Genomic DNA, 17,602 nt, shown 5'->3' with positions numbered 1-17,602 from the left:
TCTCGCCCGTTTTCGCGGAAAGTGAATCTCTCGGAATCATAGGTACTTGCCAGGGAATCAACTCTCTGATTCTCTGCTCTAAAGCGTTTCCTGATTTGAGTCGTTTGACGCGTTACCCGCGTTTTCCGTCTGGGGGGGCAACCTGCCGGAAGACTCGGACTCAATGTGCGGAAATGTTGCGTGCGGAAATATTGGTTGCAGGCCCGGCGTGAAAGGGGAAGGCGGGATGAAGAAGAAGCATGTGGCTGTTCTCCTGGGGGGATTTTCCTCGGAGCGGCCCGTGTCTCTGTCGTCGGGGAAGGCATGTGCGGATGCGCTCGAGAATGAAGGCTATCAGGTCACCCGCGTCGATGTTTCGCGCGATGTCGGGTCTGTGCTTGCCGAGCTCAAGCCCGATGTCGCCTTCAACGCGCTGCATGGCCCGTTCGGCGAGGATGGCACCATCCAGGGAATTCTCGAATATCTCGGAATTCCCTACACCCATTCGGGCGTGCTCGCTTCGGCGCTGGCCATGAACAAGGAGCAGGCCAAGAAGGTCGCCAAGGCGTCCGGCATTCCCGTCGCGGAATCGAAGGTGGTCAACCGCTTCTCCGTCCAGAACAAGCATCCGATGAAGCCGCCTTACGTGGTGAAGCCGGTCAATGAAGGCTCGAGCTTCGGCGTCGTCATCGTGCACGAGGGGCAGTCGCATCCGCCGCAAGTCATCGGCTCGTCCGAATGGAAGTATGGCGAGATCGTCATGGTCGAGCGCTACATCCACGGGCGCGAGTTGACCTGCGCGGTGATGGGTGACGTGGCGCTCGGGGTCTGTGAAATCATCCCGACCGGTCATTCCTTCTACGACTACGATTCAAAGTACGTCCCGGGTGGATCAAAACACGAAACCCCTGCAAAAATTTCACCGAATATTTACCAAAAAATACAGACACTGGCCCTCAAGGCTCATCTTGCTATCGGTTGCCGGGGCGTTTCCCGGTCGGACTTCCGTTACGACGACCGTCACTCCGAAAACGGCGAGGTTGTCTGGCTCGAGATCAACACCCAGCCGGGCATGACGCCGACGTCTCTGGTGCCTGAAATCGCCGCGCAAGCGGGGCATTCGTTCGGTGAATTGTTGAGTTGGATGGTGGAGGACGCTTCGTGTCTGCGTTGAGGTGGGGCCAGGGCAAGGGCCGCGGGACTGGGCCCGCGCTGTTCGGCGTGCCGCTATCGTTCGACCATTTCGTGTTGCCGCGCCAGCTGCGGCGGCCGGTGCGTTTGCTTGCCCGTCTCTGCGATGGCGAGTACGAGGCGCCGCGCTTCTCGGCTGCGATCCTCTCGGCTGCCTTGTTGGCTTCCGCCGGAGCCTACGGGGCCTATCTCGGCGGCTACGCCGACAGCATCGTGCAGGGCGTGACGGCCCGAACCGGTTTTGCCGTCGACCAGATCAAGGTCGTCGGCAATCGCCAGACTTCCGAGATCGATATCCTGGACCGCCTCGGCCTCGATGGCTGGACGTCGCTGATCGGCTTTGATGCCGAGGCTGCGCGCGAGCGCATCGCGACGTTGCCCTGGGTCGAGGTTGCGGCGGTGCGCAAGATCTATCCTCACACGCTGGAGGTCCGTGTCGAGGAGCGTGAGCCCTTCGCGCTCTGGCAGCAGGGCAATTCGCTTTCGGTCATCGAGCGGTCGGGCGAGGTGATCGCGCCGTTCTCGGGCGGCAAGCAGGCTTTGCTGCCGCTGATCATCGGCACGGGCGCGCCGGCCAAGGCGCCGGATTTCCTGGAGAGGATCAAGCGCTATCCCGAGCTGGCGGCGCGGGTCAAAGGCTATATTCGTGTCGGCGAGCGGCGCTGGGATCTCAAGCTGGAGAACGGCATCACCGTGAAGCTGCCGGAAGACGGCGAGGATCAGGCGATCGCCGAGCTCGTCAAGCTTGACCATGATAACGGACTGTTGACGCGCGACATCGCTGCCGTCGACATGAGGTTGTCCGATCGTCTGGTCGTCGAGCTCTCGCCGGAAGCGGCGACGCAGCGCGAAGCCGCGCTCAGCGACAAGCCGAAGACCCTGACGAAACGCAAGCCGGAGACGAAGATATGAGCTGGCTTGGCGGCGGCGGTGATGCCTCTTCGCGCCGGTCGGGCACGCTGACGGTGCTCGATGTCGGCTCGAGCAAGGTCTGCTGCGTGGTGGCGAAGCTGAAGCCGCGCGAGGACGGCAAGCTGTTGCGCGGCCGCTCGCATCGCATCCAGGTGATCGGCATCGGCCATCAGAAGTCGCAGGGAGTTAAGTCGGGCGTCGTGGTCGATCTCGACCGCGCCGAGCATGCCATCCGTCTCGCCGTCGACGCCGCCGAGCGCATGGCGGGCCTCACCGTCGATTCCCTTATCGTCAACATGACGGCCGGCCGGCTGAAGAGCGAGGCCTTTTCGGCAACCATCAATCTCGGCGGCCATCAGGTCGAGGAAGCCGACATCAAGCGCGTGCTCGCTGCCGGCGCGAAGCAGGCGCTGCGGGCCGAGCGAGAGGTGGTTCATTCGCTTCCCGTCGGCTTCTCGCTCGATGCCGAGCGCGGCGTGCGGGATCCCCGCGGTATGGTCGGGGAGACGCTGGGCGTCGATATGCATGTGCTGACCGGCGATGCTGCGCCGATGCGCAATCTCGAGCTTTGCATCAACCGCTCGCATCTGTCGGTCGAGCGCATGGTGGCGACGCCCTATGCCAGCGGTCTCGCGGCTTTGGTCGACGACGAGCTCGAAATGGGCGCGGCCTGCATCGATATGGGCGGCGGCACGACCACGATTTCGGTGTTCTCGGAAGGCAAGTTCGTGCATGGCGACGCCATCGCTATCGGCGGCAATCATGTGACGCTCGACATGGCCAAGGGGCTGTCGACTTCGCTCGACGCCGCCGAGCGATTGAAGGTAATGCATGGCTCTGCGCTGCCGGGCAGTGCGGACGACCGCGACCTGGTTTCCATCCAGCCGATCGGCGAGGAGGGCGAGCTGCCGCTACAGATCCCGCGCTCGGTGATGACGCGGATCATCCGGGCGCGCATCGACGAGACGCTGGAGCTTTTGCGCGACCGGCTGAACAAATCGGGCTACGGCAACGCCGTCGGCAAGCGGGTCGTCCTCACCGGCGGCGCCAGCCAACTGGCGGGCCTGCCGGAGGCGGCGCGCCGCATTCTTGGGCGCAACGTGCGCATCGGCCGGCCGCTCGGCGTGGCAGGCCTGCCGGAAGCGGCCAAGGGGCCGGCGTTTTCGACCCCGGTCGGGCTTCTGATCTATCCTCAAATGGCGAGCTTCGAGAGCCATTCGGCGAAAGGACTTTCCGGTTTCAGGATGACCGGAACGGGCGGAAAACTGCATCGCATGGGTCAGTGGTTGAGAGACAGTTTTTAATTTGACGGGGACAGCCCCAAAGGCGGCCGCAGCGGCGAGGCGGCGGGAAAGGCAAAGGACGGAGACTATGACCATCAATCTCAAGAAGCCGGACATCACCGAGCTTAAGCCACGCATCACCGTGTTCGGTGTCGGCGGCGGCGGCGGCAACGCGGTCAACAACATGATCACAGCCGGCTTGCGCGGCGTCGAGTTCGTGGTGGCCAACACCGACGCGCAGGCGCTGACGATGTCGAAGGCTGAGCGGCTGATTCAGCTCGGCGCGCATGTCACGGAAGGCCTCGGCGCCGGCTCGCAGCCGGAAGTCGGCCGCGCGGCGGCGGAAGAGTGCATCGACGAGATCATCGATCATCTGTCCAACACGCATATGTGCTTCGTCACCGCCGGCATGGGCGGCGGCACCGGCACGGGCGCTGCACCCGTCGTTGCCCGCGCGGCGCGCGAAAAGGGCATCCTCACCGTCGGCGTCGTCACCAAGCCGTTCCATTTCGAGGGCCAGCGCCGCATGAAGACGGCCGACATGGGCATCGAGGAACTGCAGAAATGCGTCGATACGCTCATCGTCATCCCCAACCAGAACCTGTTCCGGCTGGCCAACGACAAGACCACCTTCGCAGATGCCTTCGCCATGGCCGACCAGGTACTCTACTCCGGCGTTGCCTGCATCACCGACCTGATGGTCAAGGAAGGCCTCATCAATCTCGACTTCGCCGACGTCCGCTCGGTGATGCGCGAGATGGGCAAGGCGATGATGGGCACCGGCGAGGCTTCGGGCGAGGGCCGCGCCATGGCCGCCGCCGAGGCGGCGATCGCCAACCCGCTGCTCGACGAGACCTCGATGAAGGGCGCCAAGGGCCTGCTGATCTCGATCACCGGCGGCCGCGACCTCACCCTGTTCGAGGTCGACGAAGCCGCGACCCGGATCCGCGAGGAGGTCGACCAGGACGCCAACATTATCCTCGGCGCCACCTTCGACGAGGAACTGGAAGGCGTGATCCGCGTCTCGGTGGTCGCTACCGGCATCGACAAGTCGGCGGCCGAAATCGCCGCGGCGCCAATCTCCATCCGCGCGCCGCAGAAGCCGGTCGCCCGTCCCGCGGCACCTGTTCAGGAAAGCCGTCCCGCACCGGTTCAGCAGCAGGCCTACGAGCCGCGCGCCGTCGATCCGGTTGCCGAGGCGATCCAGCTTGCAGAGGCGAACGCCGCCGCGATGGCACAGCCGCGCCCCGCGCCGGTCGACGACTTCCGCCCGCAGAGCAAGATCTTCCAGGCTCCGCCGGCCCAGCCTCAGCCGCAGCCGATCGCCCAGCAGCCGGTCATGCAGCCCGCGCCGCAGCGCGAGATGCCGCAGCCTGTGGCTGCAGCGCCGCAGCGCATGCCGCGCGTCGAGGACTTTCCACCGGTCGTGAGGGCCGAGGTGGAGGCCAAGAGCCGCCCTGCGGATCATGAGAACAGCGGACCGATGGGGCTGATCAAGCGGCTGACCAACGGCCTGACCCGCCGCGAGGAAGAGCCGGCCCGGCTGCAGCCGGCGCAGCCGCGCGAGCCGAAACTGCGCCAGGCGGCACCGGAAATGCGCCGCCTCGCCAGCCAGGACCCGCAGCTCTATGCGCCGCGCCGCGGCCAGCTCGACGACCAGGGGCGCCTCACGCCTCAAAGCCGCACGGTGCAGGAAGACGACCAGCTGGAGATCCCGGCGTTCCTGCGTCGCCAGGCGAACTAATTGTTAAAGCGCGCCGCCTATGCGGCGCGCTTTAAGCAATGTTTGATAATGTCGTTCTCCCAAAACCGCTGTGCACTTTCGGGCAGAACATACACTAACGATATATAACAGCTGTTAACAGGCGGGCGAGAGATCGTCTGTCTGTTGCCTTTAAAAGTTATAGAAAAACAACGCATTACGAGTGCTTTTTCGCTCAGGGCAGCGGTTACACGGGGTAAGAAACCGTGATTTGGAGTCTCACAGACGGGCCACTATCTTCGCGTCGGACTAAAGTCGGTTTGCCGGGATTCGGGGAGTTGGCCCTGCCTGCCGATACATCAGAGCCGCTGCCTTGCTCATTCGCCGCTTTTGCGCGCAGGCCAGATGATCCGTCGGGCCGATAATGCCTAAGGCTGACAAGCGGACACAGGCGGTTTGGGCTTATGGGGTTTGTCTTGCACGACTATCAGACGACAGTTAAGGCGCGCGTGACGCTGACCGGCACCGGCGTCCACAGCGGCAAGCCCGTCACCGTTCATTTCCTGCCCGCCGACGCCGATACCGGCATCGTGTTCCACCTCGCGAATGGCGGCGAGTTCCGCGAGTTCCGCGCGCTGGTCTCCGAGGTCGGCGCCACCGACCTGTGCACCATGCTCGGCGATCCGGTCGGCCAGCATATCGGAACCGTCGAACATCTCATGGCGACGGTGTTCGGACTTGGCATCGACAATCTCATCATCGAGATCGACGGTCCGGAAGTCCCCATTCTCGACGGCAGCGCGGTGGCCTTTGTCGAAGCCTTCGACCAGGCGGGGATCGACACGCTTTCGGTCAAGCGCCGCTATATCCGCGTGGTCAAGCCGATCCGCGTCGAAGCCGGTGCATCCTGGGCCGAGTTCCGCCCCTATGACGGCACGCGATTCGAGGTCGAGATCGACTTCGAGAGCCCGGCAATCGGCCGCCAGCTCTTCGCCTCCGATATCAACCCCGACATCTTCCGCCGCGACATCGCGCGGGCCCGCACCTTCGGCTTCATGAAGGATGTCGAGCGGCTGTGGGCCGCCGGCTACGCGCTCGGGTCGTCGCTGGAGAACTCGCTGGTCATCGGCGACGACAACCGCGTCATCAATGTCGGCGGACTGCGCTATCCGAACGAATTCGCCCGCCACAAGACGCTGGACGCCATGGGCGACCTGGCGCTTGCCGGCGCGCGCTTCATCGGCTGCTTCCGCTCCTATCGTGGCGGCCATCGGATGAACGCGGCGGCGCTGCGCCGCCTGCTTTCGGACCGTACGGCCTTCGAGATCGTCGAGACGCGGCGCCGCGAGCGCGGCCGGGTCGCCGAAATGATCGCCGTCAGCGGACCGGTCTACGCGCCCTGGGTCATCTGATTTTTAACGATTTTCTGGCTTTGTAGCGAAGCCGGTGTTGCGCAAATGCATCACAAACCCGTGAAATCGAGCGGCTTTGGGGACGGTCCCAAACCGCCACAAAAATGTGCGATTGGCCGGACATAGCGTTGCCGGGCAAGGGGATAATGGTTTATGGCTGCGGCCGGGACCGAAACGACGCCGAAAGGGCGGAATCCAAACATGTTTTTTTCGCGAGTTGGTCAATCGAAGGCGCCGTATCGGGCTGTTTTCCTGGCGTTTTCGTTGGTCGCCCCGTCGCTCATGCTGTCGGCCTGCATGTCCTCCGAAAAGGACGTCAATCTGGCGACCTATGTCGACCACACCGAACCCGCAGACGTTCTCTACAACCAGGGCCTCGCCAATCTGAATGCCGGCCGCCTCGATGAGGCGAGCAAGAAGTTCGACGCCGTCGACCGCCAGCATCCCTACTCGGAATTCGCCCGCAAATCGATGGTGATGGGCGCCTTCGCCGATTATCGCGCCGGCAACTATGACGAGGCGATCGGTTCCGCCAAACGTTACCTGACGCTCTATCCGTCAACCGACGATGCCGCCTATGCGCAGTACATCATCGGCTTGAGCTACTACCGGCAGATCAAGGACGTCACCCAGGACCAGAAGGAAGCGCGCCAGACGGTGCAGACCATGCAGGACCTGGTGACCCGCTGGCCGAATTCCGAGTATGTCGACGACGCCAAGGACAAGATCCGCTTTGCCACCGACCAGCTCGCCGGCAAAGAGATGCAGATCGGCCGCTACTATCTGGAACGCCGCGAATATATCGCCGCCGTCAAGCGCTTCCGCACCGTGGTCGAGAACTACTCCAACACGCGCCATGTCGAGGAGGCGCTCGCGCGACTGACCGAAGCCTACTACGCGATGGGCCTGACTTCGGAAGCGCAGACAGCCGCAGCGGTGCTCGGCCACAACTATCCGGACAGCCAGTGGTACAAGGATTCCTACAAGCTCCTGCAGAGCAACGGGCTTGAACCGCGCGAGAATGCCGGGTCGTGGATCTCCAAGGCCGGGAAGCTGATCACCGGCGCCTGACACTTCTGATGCTGTCCAGACTGTCGATCCGCGATATCGTCCTGATCGAGAAGCTGGACATCGACTTCTTGCCTGGGCTTTCGGTGCTGACCGGCGAGACCGGCGCCGGCAAATCCATCCTGCTCGATGCGCTGTCGCTGGCGCTTGGCGCGCGCGGCGACGCTTCGCTCGTCCGCCATGGCGCGGCGCAGGGCCAGGTCATCGCCGTGTTCGACGTGCCGCGCAACCACCCGGCGCGCGCGCTGCTTGCCGACAACGACATCGAGGATGATGGCGACATCATCCTGCGCCGCGTGCAGACCGCCGACGGCCGCACCCGCGTTTTCGTCAATGATCAGCCGTCCAGCGTGACCCTGATGCGCGACGTCGGCCGCGCGCTGGTCGAGATACACGGCCAGCATGACGAGCGGGCGCTCGTCGATCCCGGTGCCCACCGCGAATTGCTGGATAGTTTCGGCGGCCATCTCGGCGCCGTGCGCGGGACGGGCGAAGCCTGGCGCTATTGGCGGAACTGCGAACAGGAGCTTTCGCGGCACCGCGCCAAGGTCGAGGCGGCGGCGCGCGAGGCCGATTATCTCAGGGCCTCGGTCGCCGAGTTGGCGAAGCTCGATCCGCAGCCGGGCGAAGAGACCGAGCTTGCCGAATTACGCGCCCAGATGATGCGCGCCGAAAAGATCGCGTCCGAGATTCACGATGCGCAGGATGTGCTGTCGGGGCCGTCTTCGCCCCTGCCGCAGCTCGCCAGCCTGCTCAGGCGGCTGCAGCGCAAATCGGGTGAGGTGCCGGGCCTGCTCGACGATGTGGTCAAGTCGCTGGACGAGGCAATGATCTCGCTCGACGCGGCGCAGTCCGGCGTCCAGACAGCACTACGCGCCACCGAATACGATCCGCAGCGCCTGGAAAAGGCCGAAGAGCGGCTGTTCTCGCTGCGCGCGGCCTCACGCAAGCACAATGTCGCGGTCGACGATCTGGCGCAGCTGCGCGACACGATGGCGGCCGACCTTGCCGATCTCGATGCGGGCGAGGAACGCCTGCACGGGCTGCAGAAACAAGCAGCCGCCGCGCGCGAAGCTTACGACATAGCCGCGGCGCAGCTCTCTTCGCTGCGCCATGCGGCGGCGGCGGGCCTCACCAAGGCGGTGATGGCCGAACTGCCGGCCCTCAAGCTCGAGCGGGCGGAGTTCATCGTCGAGATGGTGAGCGATGCCGATGGCCGCATGGAAGAAGGCATCGACCAGGTCGAGTTCTGGGTGCGCACCAATCCGGGCACACGGCCCGGGCCGATGATGAAGGTTGCGTCCGGCGGCGAGCTGTCGCGCTTCCTTCTGGCCCTGAAGGTGGCGCTTGCCGACCGCGGCTCGGCGCCGACCCTGGTCTTCGACGAGATCGACACCGGCGTCGGCGGCGCCGTGGCCGACGCCATCGGTCAGCGGCTGGCGAGGCTGTCGAAGCGGGTGCAGGTGCTTTCGGTCACGCATGCGCCGCAAGTGGCGGCGCGCGCCGCGACGCATTTTCTAATCTCGAAGTCCGGCGGCAAGGACCGTGTCGCAACCGGCGTTGCCGAAATGGATCGCGCGGCGCGCCAGGAAGAGATCGCGCGCATGCTGGCCGGCGCCACCATCACCGATGAAGCGCGCGCCGCCGCTGAGCGGTTGCTGCGCGAGAACACGGCGGCAGCCTAGGCTTCTTGATCCCCGGCTGGAATGCCGAGTCAGCAGGTGGCTGCATCCTGCTGTTCGGCAATGATTTTTGCGCAAGCCGACTCCTCCATACCGAATCCTGATTTATAGTGGCCCGCCACAATTCGAGGACCGCGCTTCATGTCTGAAAAACCAGTCGATTCGCTGAGCGAAAGCGAGGCCGCGGAGGAGCTGAAGCGGCTGGCGGCGGAGATCGCCGAGCACGACCGGCGCTACCACACGGAGGATGCGCCGACGATTTCGGACGCCGAATACGACGCATTGGCGCGGCGCAACCTTGCCATCGAGGGGCGCTTTCCCGATCTCGTTCGCGAGGATTCGCCGTCGCGTCGGGTCGGCGCGCCGCCGGCGGAAGGCTTCACCAAGGTGCGGCATGCTGTGCCGATGCTGAGCCTTGCCAAGGCCTATACCGACCAGGACGTGGCCGATTTCATCGAGCGTGGCCGGCGCTTCTTCGACCGCGACAAGGACCTCGATATCGCCTTCACGGCGGAGCCGAAGATCGACGGGCTGTCGGCATCGCTGCGCTACGAAAACGGCATCTTCGTGCAAGGCGCGACACGCGGCGACGGCGCGGTCGGCGAGGACATCACCGCCAATCTCAAGACCATCGCCGACATCCCGAAGAAGTTGCAGGGCTCTGGCTGGCCGGAGGTCATCGAAATCCGCGGCGAGGTCTACATGACCTACGCGGAGTTCGAGGCGTTGAAGCAGCGCTCGGCAGCTATCGGCGGCCAGGACTATGTCAATCCGCGCAACACGGCGGCCGGGTCGCTGCGCCAGAAGGATCCAGCCGTCACCGCCAGCCGCAATCTGAAATTCTTCGCCTATGCCTGGGGCTACACGACGGCGGATCCCGCTCCGACCCAGTACGATTCCGTGCAGAAGTTCCAGGAATGGGGCTTCAAGATCAGTCCGCTGATGGTGCGGGCAAGGTCGATCGACGACCTCATCGGGCACTACCACCGGATCGAGGAACAGCGTTCTTCGCTGGGTTACGACATCGACGGCGTCGTCTACAAGGTCGACCAGCTCGAGCTGCAGCGCCGCTGGGGTTTTGTGACCGGCGAGCCGCGCTGGGCAGTTGCCCACAAATTCCCGGCCGAACAGGCGATGACGACGGTCGAGAAGATCGACATCCAGGTGGGCCGCACCGGCACGTTGGCGCCGGTGGCGCGGCTGGCGCCGGTGACGGTCGGCGGCGTGGTGGTGGAAAACGTCACGCTGCACAATGAAGATTACATCAAGGGTTTTGACAGCAACGGGCAGCCGATCCGCGACGGCATTGACGTTCGCATCGGCGACACGGTGGTGATCCAGCGGGCAGGGGACGTCATCCCGCAGATCGTCAGGGTCCTCATCGACAAGCGGCTGGCCGATGCGGTGCCGTATGAGTTCCCGCACACCTGCCCGGTCTGCGGCTCGCCGGCGACGCGCGAGATCAACGAGAAGACCGGCAAGGAGGATTCGCGGCGCCGCTGCACCGGCGAGCTGATCTGCGCAGCGCAGGCCGTGGAGGGGCTGCGCCACTTCGTGTCGCGCGGCGCGCTCGATATCGAGGGCCTCGGCGCCGAGAACATCGACCTGTTCTTCAATGCCGGGTTGGTGAAGACCGCCGCCGACATCTTTACGCTGAAGGACCGCCGGCCGGCCGTCACCAAGGCGTTGGCGGAGCGGCGTGAGGAGCAGGCCAGACTGCGCGAGGCCGCATCGGGCAAGACGCGCAAGAATGTGCGCAGCATCGAAGATCGCAACTACGAAGGCCTCGACAAACTGTTCGCAGCCATCGACGCGCGCCGCGAGCCGGAGCTCGACCGCTTCATCTTCGCGCTCGGCATCCGCCATATCGGCGAGACGACGGCGGCGGTGCTTGCCCGCCAGTTCTCGACCATCGAGGAACTGATCCGCGTCGGCAAGGAGACGGCGAAGGCGGAGGATCCGCATGACGTGTTCCCGTCGATCAACGGCATCGGCGACACCGTCATCAACGCCTTGCGCGACTTCTTCGGCAATGAGCGCAATGACGACGTGCTCGATGCGCTGCTGGCGCAAGTCCATCCCAAGCCCTATGTGGTCGAGATCTCGGCCGGCAGCGAGGTATCCGGGAAGACGGTGGTGTTCACCGGCACGCTGGAAAAGATGACGCGCTCCGAGGCCAAGGCGATGGCGGAGCGCCTGGGGGCGAAGGTCGCCGGCTCGGTTTCGGCCAAGACCGATCTGGTGGTGGCGGGTCCGGGCGCCGGCTCCAAGCTCAAGGTTGCGAGCGATCTCGGCATCGAGGTGATCGACGAGGACACCTGGCTGCAGCGCATCGGCAGGGGCGGCTGATGGCCGGAGCGTTCAAGGGTTTTGGCGAGAAGGCCATTCCGTTCCTCAAGGCGCTCGACTTCCACCAGAGCCGCGAATGGTTTCAGGAAAACCGCGGTCTCTACGAGAGTGAGCTGCACGAGCCGTTCTGCGATCTCGTCGAAGCGCTCAGCGAGCGTTTCGCGGCGGCGGGACTTGGCCTGCGCGGCGACCGCAAGAAGTCGCTGTTCCGCATCAATCGCGACGTTCGCTTCTCCAAGGACAAGCGCCCCTATAATCGGCACCTGTCGGCAATCCTGTCGCCAGACGGCACCAAGATGGAGCAGGGCGTGTTCTATGTGCATATCGGCCTCGAGCGCTGCTTTGCCGGCGTCGCCTGGTGGCAGCCCGGACCGGAGTTGCTGCAGGCGATGCGCAAGGCGATCGTGACGAAGCCGGCCGCCTTCCGCGCCATGGTTTCAGCGCTGAAAAAGACTGGGCTGGAGCTGGATAGGGAAGATTGCCTGAAGCGCGCGCCGCGTGGTTTCGAGGACGTCAGCGAAGCCGATCTCGCGCAAGCAGTCCGCAACCGCCATTTCGTGGTGCGGCATAATATTGATCCCGAAACCATCTGCCTGGCGGCGTTAGTTGACGATCTCGTCGGCTTCACCTTGCGCGCCAAGCCGCTGCTCGATTGGGGCAGGGCGATCCAGGGCAAGGCTGCCTGAGCCGCTCAAAGCCCGGCAATCAGTTCCGCTGATCGTCGGCTCAAGCGAATTGGTGTGACAAGCGGGGCGACGCTCCCTAAATCAAGCCGCTCAAGGGAGCAGTTGGATGACGGCGGAAGCAATCTCCGAAAGCCGTGCGAGGAGCGATTTCTGGGACGGCGTGCGGCTGTCGATGCCGGTCGTCGTCGCCTCCGCGCCGTTCGCGATCCTGTTCGGCGCGATTGCCGTGGACAACGGGTTTTCGGTCCTGGAAGCATTCCTCATGAGCGCGCTGATCTTCGGCGGCGCCAGCCAGATGGTCGGCATCGAATTGTTCGGCCAGCATGTCGCGCCCTGGCTGATCGTGCTCTCGATCTTCGCGGTGAATTTCCGTCACGTGCTCTATTCCGCCGGCATCGGCCGGCGCATGGCGCATTGGCCGCTGCTGCAGCAAGCGCTGGGCTATTTCATCCTGACCGATCCGCAATATGCCGTGGCCGAGGCGCGCGCGGCGTCCGGCCAATCGGTCGGGTTCGTCTGGTATCTCGGGCTCGGCCTGCCGGTCTATGTGTTCTGGGTGGCCGAAAGCGCGCTCGGCGCGGTCTTCGGCAAGATGATCCCGGATACCCATGCTCTGGGCATCGATTTCCTGCTGCCGATCTATTTCCTCGGCCTGGTTCTCGGCTTCCGCAAGCGGCCGCTGTGGCTGCCGGTGGTCGTCGCCAGCGCGGCCGCCTCGATCGTCGCCTACAAGACGGTCGGCTCGCCCTGGCATGTCTCGATCGGCGCCATTGCCGGCGTCCTTCTGGCGGTCATTCTGCCGCCGCATCATAGCGGCGTGGGGCAGCGCACATGAGCACGACCTTCTGGATCATCCTCGCCGGCGCCGTCGCCACCTATCTCACGCGCGTCGGCGGCCATCTCGTCATCTCGCGCTTCGAGACCGTCCACCCGCGTGTCGAGGCCGGCCTCAACGCCGTGCCGGCCGCTGTGCTGACGACACTTGTGGCACCTGCCGCGCTCGGCGCCGGACCGGCCGAATGGGCAGCGCTGATCGTCACCGCGCTGGTGTCGCTGCGCGGCGGCCTGATGGCGATGTTTTTGGCCGGTGCCGCGGTGCTGATTCTGGCCAGGCAGTTCGTCGGCTAAAAGTCAGATCTTGGCGTCGTGCGGCAGCGGCGCCGTGGCTTTCTCCAGCCAGGCCAGCGTCTCGCCGTCCACCATCGGACCGATCTCGGCCAGAACCCGCGCGTGATACTGGTCGAGCCAGTGCAGTTCGTCGCGGGTCAGCAGGTCGCTGCGGATGAGGCGCTTGTCGATCGGCGCCAGCGTCAGCGTCTCGAAGCCGTGCATGGCGATGTCGCCGCCCTCGATCTGCTCGGCAGGCGTGACCAGGATCAGGTTCTCGATGCGAATGCCGTAGGAGCCTTCCTTGTAATAGCCCGGCTCGTTGGACAGCATCATGCCGGCAAGCAGTTTCTCGGTGCCGGTGCGGGCAATGCGCTGCGGGCCCTCATGCACGGCGAGGTAAGAGCCGACGCCATGGCCGGTGCCGTGGGCGAAGTCGCAGCCATGCTTCCACAGCGCCACGCGGGCAACGGCATCGATTTCCGAACCGCGCGTGCCGGCCGGAAAGCGCAGCGTCGAGATGCCGATCATGCCCTTCAGCACCAGCGTGAAGCGCTCGCGCATCTCTTCGGTCGGCTGGCCGATCGGCACGGTGCGGGTGATGTCGGTGGTGCCGTCCTGGTATTGTCCGCCGGAATCGAGCAGGAACAGCTCGCCGCTTTGGAGCTTGCGGCTAGTGGCGCGGGAGACGCGGTAGTGCATGATGGCGCCGTTCGGGCCGGCGCCGGAAATCGTGTCGAAGGAGACGTCGCGCAGCGGCATCTGCGTTTCCTCTCCGGTCTGGCGCCGCACCTCCTCGAGTTTGGTCACGACGTCGATCTCGTCGAGCGTATCCGGCTGCTGCCGGTCGAGCCAGCAGAGCAGCTTGGCGACTGCGGCGCCGTCGCGACGATGCGCGGCGCGGCTGCCGGCGACCTCGGCCTGGTTCTTGGTGGCGCGCGGAATGCGGGCGGGGTCTGGCGCAGAGACAACGGTGCCGCCATTGCCCTCGACCAGCATCTTGAGCTTTTCCGCCGCCAAAACGGGATCGAGCGCGATTTTTGCGCCGCCCTTGGCGAGGTTGGCGACCGCAGATTCGAATTCGCCTGGGTCGTGCGGATCGGCGAGCTGGGTGAGATAAGCCGCGACCTGGCGCGAAAATTTGCGCTGGTCCATAAAGAGCTGATGCTTGCCGTCGGCGGCAAGAATCGCGAAGCCGAGCGCCAGCGGCGTATGCGCCACGTCACCGCCGCGGATGTTGAAGGCCCAGGCGATGGAAGAAGGGTCGGTGAGCACGGCGTGCGTCGCGCCCTCCTTTTCGATCGCGCCCGCCAGCCGCGCCAGCTTGTCCTTGGCGAGCTCGCCGGCGAAGGCGATCGGATGGAGTTCCACGGGTGCGCGCGGCGGCTCGGGCTGATCTTCCCAGATGATATCGATCGGATTCTTCTCGAGCGGCACCAGTGTCGCGCCGGACTGCTCGGCCGAGGCTTTCAATGCCTTGATCTCGCCGATCGTGTGCAGCCACGGGTCGAAGCCGAGCCTGGCCCCTTTGCCGAGATTGTCCTTGATCCAGGAGGCCGGCGGATTGTCGACGAGGCTCTCGACGGTGAAGATCGAAAGATCGACCTCATTGCGCACCTGCAGCGTGTAGCGGCCGTCAACGAAGATGAAGGCGCGGTCGCGCAGGATGATGGCGACGCCGGCTGAGCCGGAAAAGCCGGTCAGCCATTTCAGCCGGGCCGACCGGTCGGCGACATATTCGCCCTGATGCTCGTCGGCGCGCGGCACCATGAAGCCGTCCAGCTTGTTCTCGGCCAGCCATTGGCGCAGCGTCGCCACGCGCGGCTTGCCGACAGCCGGATCGCCGGCGGAATCAAAGGTCTGGAACATTTTTCCGCATCTCCTCGAATGGCTCGCGCGACCGTAGCGCAAGGTCTTCGAAACCGGAATCGATTTCGACAGGGCCAGTCTTGAACGATCCGGTTTTCAGCGCTTGAGGTGGATGGTCACCCAGCCCTCGCGGTGCAAGGTGCGGACGTGGCGGAAGCTCTGGCCGACATAGGCCGAGATCACCGCATCGCGCTGACGGTCGAGAATGCCGGAGAGCACCAGCGAGCCGCCGAGCCTGATGTGCCTGGCCATCTCAGGCGCCAACCGCATCAGCGGGCGCGCCAGGATATTGGCGACGATGAGGTCGAAAGGCGCGCGCCTAGAGAAGATCGGATGGTGGAAGCCGGGCGCCGTCACCGTCTCGACAAGCGCCTTCACTCGGTTCAGTCGCGCATTGGTCGCAGCGACGCGAACGGCGACCGGATCGATGTCGGTCGCCAGCACCGGGATGTGCGCGAGCTTGGCCAGCGCTATCGCCAGCACGGCACTGCCGGTGCCGAGGTCGAGCGCGTTGCCGGGGCGTTCGCGCAGCACCACCTGTTCCAGCAGTTCGAGGCAGCCGGCCGTGGTGCCGTGATGGCCGGTGCCGAAGGCAAGACCCGCCTCGATCTCAATGGCGAGGTCACCGCTGCGGCGCTTGTCGCGATCATGCGCGCCGTGGACAAAGAAACGCCCGGCGCGGACCGGCTTCAGTCCTTCGAGCGAGCGTGCAACCCAGTCGATGTCGGGGAGCGCTTCGCGCTCGACCTGCTTCGGCAGGGCCAGGTCCGCGAGTATGCCGTTGATCCGGACTGCGACGGCATCGACATCGCCATCGGCATAGAGCGACACTTCGTGGATGTCATTGGCCTCGTCGACCTCCAGCAGGGCAAGCGGCAGGCCTTCGTCCTCGAAAGCTGCATCAAGCGCCGCGAAGATGCGGTCAGCCTCGGCCTTGCCCGCCGTGAAATGGAACCTGGTCTGCCCCATCAGGGCGACTCATGTTTGAGCGTGATCATTTCCGAGAACCGGTTCCACTTGTTGCTACGCAAACCTTCGGTTCGGGATCACGCCTGGCCGCCTGCTGCGAGCCGCTTCAGCTTCGCAATAGCCGTGTCGGCGCTTTCGCCATAGGCGATGGTGCCGGCGAACTCGCCCTTGGCGTTGAGGAGCAGCACGGAGGCCGTGTGGTCCATCGTGTAATCGCCGTCGCCGGTGTCGACCTTCTTCCAGTAGATGCCGAAGGCCTTGGCCATTGCATGCACCTTGTCCGGATCGCCGGTGATGCCGGTGATGCGGTCGGAGAAATTGCCGACGTAGGAATTGATGATCTGCGGCGTGTCCCGCTCCGGGTCGACCGTGACGAAGTAGGCGTTGAGGTTCTTGCCGCTGTCGCCCATCGTCTTCAGCCAGCCGGCCATTTCGAACAGCGTTGTCGGGCAGACTTCCGGACAATGAGTGAAGCCGAAGAAGACGACGCTTGGGTGGCCCCGGAACGCGGCCTCGGTGATCGGCGCGCTCTTCTGGTCGATCAGTGTGAACGGTGCGCCGTAGGGCTGGCCGCCATAATGGCCGCGATACCAGTCGAAAGTGAGCCAGCCGATGCCCGCCGCCATCAGGACGAGGATGCCGACCAGAATTGAGCGCATCATCAGAAACTATCCGTTGCGATCGTCGCGGCCCGGCGGATCCGGCGCGAGCCTGTTCGGCGACAGTCTTAGCGGTTTGGCGGCGCGCGCGCAAAGAGGTCGCGTTGCCGCAACCACGAGACCTGCCGCCTCCGTCGCGACAATCATCGAATGGCTTGCAAATGCCATTGTCCTGTCCCACCTGACATCGGCTAAACGCAAAACCCGAGGAGGCTTCCTTGCGAAAACTGATCGGCTTGATTGCCGCCTGCATTGCCCTCGGCGCCGGCGCAGCGATGGCGGACGAGGTCGGCAAGGTCGGCGTCGACTGGGTCGGCAACGACATCATGATCGATGCGATCAAGGATCCAAAGGTCGACGGCGTCACCTGCCACGTCGCCTATTTCGACCGCAGCATCATCGATCGGCTGCACAAGGGCAACTGGTTCGAGGATCCGTCGGACTCGTCGATCTCCTGCCGCCAGACCGGGCCGATCACCATCGGCGACATCGACATGAGCGAGCGCGGCGAAGAGGTGTTCAAGCAGGGCCTCAGCCTGATCTGGAAGAAACAGGTGGTGAACCGCATCTACGACAAGAAGAACGAGACGCTGATCTATCTCTCGCATTCGCGCCAGGTCCAGAACGGCTCGGCGAAGATGTCGGTCACGACCGTGCCGCTCTATGGCCAGAACGTCGTGTGGACCAAGGGCAAGCCGCAATTAGGCTCCGATCCGCCCGGATGATTGGTCCCG

General features: G+C 64.6%; 15 protein-coding genes. 12 read left to right on the top strand and 3 right to left on the bottom strand.

Annotated elements, in window-relative coordinates:
• Window positions 1–226 precede the first annotated feature (226 nt).
• From P9228_RS09525 to P9228_RS09475, 11 genes are all read left to right on the top strand, one after another.
• The gene (locus P9228_RS09525) at window positions 227–1,153 is read left to right on the top strand and encodes a D-alanine--D-alanine ligase (RefSeq protein ID WP_066990754.1); all 927 of its coding nucleotides are present in this window, start codon (window positions 227–229) and stop codon (window positions 1,151–1,153) included.
• A complete protein-coding gene (locus P9228_RS09520; protein ID WP_067329052.1) occupies window positions 1,141–2,082 on the top strand; it encodes a cell division protein FtsQ/DivIB in 942 nt (313 codons plus the stop codon). Before P9228_RS09525 ends, P9228_RS09520 begins: the two co-directional genes overlap by 13 nt.
• Window positions 2,079–3,386, top strand: a complete 1,308-nt coding sequence (gene ftsA, locus P9228_RS09515; RefSeq protein WP_067329054.1) for a cell division protein FtsA — start codon at window positions 2,079–2,081, stop codon at window positions 3,384–3,386. Before P9228_RS09520 ends, ftsA begins: the two co-directional genes overlap by 4 nt.
• Window positions 3,387–3,453: 67 nt before the next feature.
• Window positions 3,454–5,109, top strand: coding sequence for a cell division protein FtsZ (gene ftsZ / locus P9228_RS09510; RefSeq protein WP_067329056.1), 1,656 nt, complete (start codon window positions 3,454–3,456; stop codon window positions 5,107–5,109).
• Window positions 5,110–5,531: 422 nt separating this feature from the next.
• Entirely contained in the window at window positions 5,532–6,479 is a 948-nt protein-coding gene (lpxC, locus tag P9228_RS09505; RefSeq protein ID WP_095832082.1) for a UDP-3-O-acyl-N-acetylglucosamine deacetylase, read from the top strand.
• Between the two features lie 201 nt (window positions 6,480–6,680).
• On the top strand, window positions 6,681–7,550 hold the full coding sequence (locus P9228_RS09500; RefSeq protein ID WP_066990991.1) for an outer membrane protein assembly factor BamD: 870 nt from the start codon (window positions 6,681–6,683) through the stop codon (window positions 7,548–7,550).
• Between the two features lie 8 nt (window positions 7,551–7,558).
• Window positions 7,559–9,232, top strand: coding sequence for a DNA repair protein RecN (gene recN / locus P9228_RS09495; RefSeq protein WP_095802423.1), 1,674 nt, complete (start codon window positions 7,559–7,561; stop codon window positions 9,230–9,232).
• 138 nt (window positions 9,233–9,370) lie between these two features.
• Complete coding sequence (gene ligA / locus P9228_RS09490; protein WP_127245798.1) at window positions 9,371–11,578, top strand: NAD-dependent DNA ligase LigA; 2,208 nt, start codon at window positions 9,371–9,373, stop codon at window positions 11,576–11,578.
• Entirely contained in the window at window positions 11,578–12,264 is a 687-nt protein-coding gene (locus P9228_RS09485; protein WP_095802425.1) for a TIGR02453 family protein, read from the top strand. The genes ligA and P9228_RS09485 overlap by 1 nt, the downstream gene beginning before the upstream one ends.
• A 106-nt stretch (window positions 12,265–12,370) precedes the next feature.
• On the top strand, window positions 12,371–13,099 hold the full coding sequence (locus P9228_RS09480) for an AzlC family ABC transporter permease (protein ID WP_095802426.1): 729 nt from the start codon (window positions 12,371–12,373) through the stop codon (window positions 13,097–13,099).
• Window positions 13,096–13,392, top strand: coding sequence for an AzlD family protein (locus P9228_RS09475; RefSeq protein WP_067329066.1), 297 nt, complete (start codon window positions 13,096–13,098; stop codon window positions 13,390–13,392). Before P9228_RS09480 ends, P9228_RS09475 begins: the two co-directional genes overlap by 4 nt.
• 3 nt (window positions 13,393–13,395) lie before the next feature.
• Here the strand turns inward: P9228_RS09475 and P9228_RS09470 are convergent, their stop codons facing one another.
• The 3 genes from P9228_RS09470 to P9228_RS09460 form a co-directional block, all read right to left on the bottom strand.
• The gene (locus tag P9228_RS09470) at window positions 13,396–15,240 is read right to left on the bottom strand and encodes an aminopeptidase P family protein (protein WP_278053159.1); all 1,845 of its coding nucleotides are present in this window, start codon (window positions 15,238–15,240) and stop codon (window positions 13,396–13,398) included.
• Between the two features lie 96 nt (window positions 15,241–15,336).
• Window positions 15,337–16,209 carry a 50S ribosomal protein L11 methyltransferase gene (locus P9228_RS09465; protein ID WP_095783809.1) on the bottom strand — a complete coding sequence of 291 codons (873 nt, stop codon included), beginning with the start codon at window positions 16,207–16,209 and terminating at the stop codon, window positions 15,337–15,339.
• A 77-nt stretch (window positions 16,210–16,286) separates the two neighbouring features.
• Window positions 16,287–16,871 (bottom strand): SCO family protein, encoded by a 585-nt coding sequence (locus P9228_RS09460; RefSeq protein WP_066990790.1) that lies wholly within the window; start codon window positions 16,869–16,871, stop codon window positions 16,287–16,289.
• A 272-nt stretch (window positions 16,872–17,143) separates the two neighbouring features.
• Between P9228_RS09460 and P9228_RS09455 the strand changes: the two genes are divergently transcribed.
• Window positions 17,144–17,593, top strand: coding sequence for a CreA family protein (locus tag P9228_RS09455; RefSeq protein ID WP_082980332.1), 450 nt, complete (start codon window positions 17,144–17,146; stop codon window positions 17,591–17,593).
• Window positions 17,594–17,602 lie beyond the last annotated feature (9 nt).

This window comes from Mesorhizobium sp. WSM4898 (assembly GCF_029625845.1).
GTDB lineage: Bacteria > Pseudomonadota > Alphaproteobacteria > Rhizobiales > Rhizobiaceae > Mesorhizobium.
The sequence above is the reverse complement of the archived record's forward strand: the minus strand, read 5'-3'. Positions and strand labels throughout refer to the sequence as shown.